General features: G+C 62.5%; 3 protein-coding genes and 1 pseudogene. 2 read left to right on the forward strand and 2 right to left on the reverse strand.

Annotation, left to right across the window (positions count from 1 at the left end):
• Positions 1-335 (forward strand): annotated as a pseudogene (locus HX846_RS00755) (gfo/Idh/MocA family oxidoreductase); the annotation flags it as partial.
• Between the two features lie 36 nt (positions 336-371).
• A complete protein-coding gene (locus HX846_RS00760; RefSeq protein ID WP_372241958.1) occupies positions 372-1,010 on the forward strand; it encodes a ribonuclease in 639 nt (212 codons plus the stop codon).
• A 6-nt stretch (positions 1,011-1,016) separates the two neighbouring features.
• Here HX846_RS00760 and HX846_RS00765 read toward each other — a convergent pair whose 3' ends face one another.
• Positions 1,017-1,859 (reverse strand): metal-dependent hydrolase, encoded by an 843-nt coding sequence (locus HX846_RS00765; protein ID WP_003214649.1) that lies wholly within the window; start codon positions 1,857-1,859, stop codon positions 1,017-1,019.
• A gap of 15 nt (positions 1,860-1,874) precedes the next feature.
• On the reverse strand, positions 1,875-2,681 hold an 807-nt coding region (locus HX846_RS00770; protein WP_178964801.1), incomplete at its 5' end, for an SDR family oxidoreductase.

Raw genomic sequence — 2,681 nt, forward strand, 5'->3', positions numbered from 1 at the left:
ATGCCGTCACCGCCTGCTGGACGTTCGCCTCGGGCGCGCTGGGCATGGGCTGCTGGAACTTTGTCGCCGACCGGCGCGAAGACCGGGTGGAGATGATCGGCAGCAAGGGCCGCATCACGTTTTCGGTGTTCGATGAGGCGCCGTTGCGGCTTGAGGGCGAGACCAGCGAGGTGCTGGAGGTGCCCAACCATGCACATATCCAGTGGCATCACGTGCTGGGGATGAATGCGCATATTCGCGGCGAGAGCAAACACCCGGCACTGGCGATCGAGGCGTTGAAGACCGACCGGGTCATGGACCGGGTGCTACAACGTAACCCCAACCTGGCGGTCTAGCGGTGCTTTAATTTTGTCTTTTTAAGGAATGAACGGATGAAAATGAAAGCAGCCTGGATTGTGCTTTGCCTGGTGTTGGCCGGGGCCGCGACAGCAGCGCCGCGGGCCCAGGGGCAGGCCGGGGAGTTTGACTTTTATGTGTTGTCGCTGTCCTGGTCGCCGACCTTCTGCCTGACGCACCCGGACGACCAGCAGTGTTCGGGCAAGGGCTACGGGTTTGTCCTGCATGGGCTGTGGCCGCAGTACGCGAAGGGCGGCTGGCCGGCGTCGTGTGAGCCGCAGTCGCGCTTGTCGGATGCAGACTTCGCCCGGGGCAGGACGCTGTTCCCGTCGCCCAAACTGCTCAGGCATGAATGGGCCAAGCACGGCACCTGCAGCGGCCTTGAGGCTTCGGCTTACCTGGACAAGACCGATGCAGCGCTCAGCGTGGTCAAGATTCCGCAGCAGCTTGAGCCCTTCAATGTCCGAAGCGGCCTGGGCGCGCGGGACATCGAAGCGCTGTTTCGCGAGAGCAACCCGGCCATGGGCAACCATGGCCTTGCGGTGATCTGCAAGGGTGCCGTGCTGACCGAGGTGCGGGTGTGCCTGACCAAGGACCTGGCGTTTGCCGGCTGCCCGCGCAGCGTCAAGAGCCAGTGCCGGGATGGCGATATTCGCATCCCGACCCAGCGTTAAGCGGACTCAGGCGGGCCCATAACCTTTATGGGCCTGCTCGATCTCCTCCACCAGGCGGTCAATGCCCGCCAGGCGTGCCCGGTTGTCGTGGTCCCAGGGATGGAACCCGGGCTTGAAGTAATGCAACCAGGGCAGCGCCATGCGCGGGAACACGCCCTTGGGCCCGTACAGAAACTTGAGCATCCGCCAGAAGCCCTTCAAATGCCCGCCCGAACGCCGGTCGGCAAACAACAGGCGCAGGTGAAAGTCCAGGATCGTCAGCCAGAACAGCCCCGTGGTGATGAGCATGGTGGAAGTGCGCAGCAGATAACGCTTGGGCCCGGGCTTGATCACGCTGTTCCACACATCAAACGCCACCGCCTTGTGCTCGGTTTCTTCCAGGGCATGCCAGTACCACATCTGCTGGTAACCCTTGACCGAATCCCCGAACCGCGACGGGTCGCTGAGGAGGATTTCCGCGAGCATCGCGGTGTAGTGCTCCAGGGCAATGGTCACCGCCAGGTTGAAGGAGGCGGGCAGGTATTTCTTTTGCGCGTCAAGGATCATCTTCAGCCGACGGTCGAGGGTATTCGCCGGCAGCCCTGCGGCTTGCAGCAGATCGTTGTAGGCCACGTGCTCGCGGCTGTGCATGGCTTCCTGGCCGATGAAGCCCTGGATTTCTTTCTTCAGCTCCGGGTCTTCGATGCGCTGGCGGTAGTGACGCACGCTGTCCATGAAGAACAGTTCGCCCTGGGGAAACAGCAACGACAGTGCGTTGAAAAAGTGGGTAATGAACGGGCCTTGTTCATGCCAGTCCTTGATGCGTTCGGCCGGCAGGGCAAAACGGAGGTCGCGGCGAATCGGCAGCATGGTCGGTACTCCAGTTCAGAGACGGTGCTCTTCGTTGGTTTCAAGGACGGGCGAGGGCGCATTGCGTTGCTTGGGCGCCATGCGTTTGCTGGCGAGCACCACCAGCGCTTGATAGGCGGCAGGCAGGCAGCGCGCGAGCAGGTCCAGAAAATAGGCGTCGCGGCCAATCAGTACGCGGCGTTTGTTTTTGCGTACGCCTTGCAGGATAACTTTGGCGGCATGGTCGGCGTCGGTGATGAACAGCTTTTCGAAGTCGGCCCGGGCCTGCTGTTCGCTGTGAATCAGGAAGCCGGTCATGTTGGCGTCGATCCGGCTGCTGCGGCAGATGTCGGTGCGGATCCCGCCAGGGTGCACGCAGGTGGCCGAGACCCCGCTTTTTTGCAGGTCGAGTTCCTGGCGCAAGGACTCGGTAAAACCACGCACGGCGAACTTGGTGGCGTTGTAGCCGCTCATGCCCGGCTGGGCGAACAGGCCGAACACGCTGGAAGTGTTGACCACATGCCCATCGCCGCTGGCCTTGAGGTACGGCAAAAAGGCCTTGGTGCCGTACACCACGCCCCAGAAGTTGATCCCGACGATCCATTCCAGGTCGGTGTAGTCCACGCCTTCGACGGTGCTCGACAGCGCGACGCCGGCGTTGTTGAAGATCAGGTTGATCTGGCCATGTTCGGCGGCGCATCGGGCGGCCCAGTCTTCCACGGCCTGGCGCTCGGAAACGTCCAGCACCTGCGAGGTGACCAGCACCGGTGCAAGCACCTGGGCCTTGATCAGTGCGACGGTCTGCTCCAGGCCCTGGCTGTTTTTATCCGCCAGCGCCAGGTG

This window comes from Pseudomonas sp. K5002, assembly GCF_013386655.1.
GTDB lineage: Bacteria > Pseudomonadota > Gammaproteobacteria > Pseudomonadales > Pseudomonadaceae > Aquipseudomonas.